General features: G+C 44.0%; 1 protein-coding gene. It reads right to left on the reverse strand.

The annotated features are described in order from the left end of the window. Positions 1-122: 122 nt before the first annotated feature. The coding region (locus A3766_RS18220; RefSeq protein ID WP_231882924.1) for a DUF4124 domain-containing protein at positions 123-723 on the reverse strand (601 nt) is incomplete at its 5' end.

Below are 723 nucleotides of genomic sequence, written 5' to 3' on the forward strand. Positions count from 1 at the left end.
TTACTGCTTTTTGTCACGGTCTTTTTGTGCTCTGGTAAGGGGCTTAGAGAAGGCCTTAATGACTTCAGGTCTTCTCAGAGCTATTTGCTGAAGAGTACTGGTTTGAACGAAATGAATGGCTTTTAGTTTTCGCCGGTAATCGCTTTCAGTGTTTCGTTACGAGATTCCATCATATCACGGACGGCTTTTGCGTCACTCATTGCATTGAAAGCATCATCAACTGTTAGTTGGCCATCGGCCAGTGTGTCAGACATTTTTGGCTGAGAGGTCTTTCCAGAAGACGTTTCGCCTTCCTCGGAATCGAGCTTTAGACTTTGGATGATATTAACATTGGTGTTTACATTCATGGTTGATACGTTCTGAGCCCCTGCAGGGGGTCTATCACCATAGTGCCACATGCCTGTTGCGTCTTGCCATTTATAGAAGGACACTTTGTTACTGCTGCTTGAGCTGGCTGTCGAGCTCGAGCTTTCGTTGCCGGTAAGGCTGTCGGGTAGTATTTTATCAGGAATCAGGTCGGCAGACGTCGGCATGGCGAGTGTAGGCTTACCATTGTCCATCTTAAAGAAAAAAGGCAAGATGATTGCGGCGGCAAGAATGCTGATGGTAATAAAACGAGAAATCATTTTCATGGTGACAAGTTCCTGTGTCTTTGTGCTATTAAGATCATGTTTTGTGTTGTTAATAGCTAATATTGTGTTTACAAATTTGTGACTGGATTTC

This window comes from Oleiphilus sp. HI0132, from assembly GCF_001635845.1.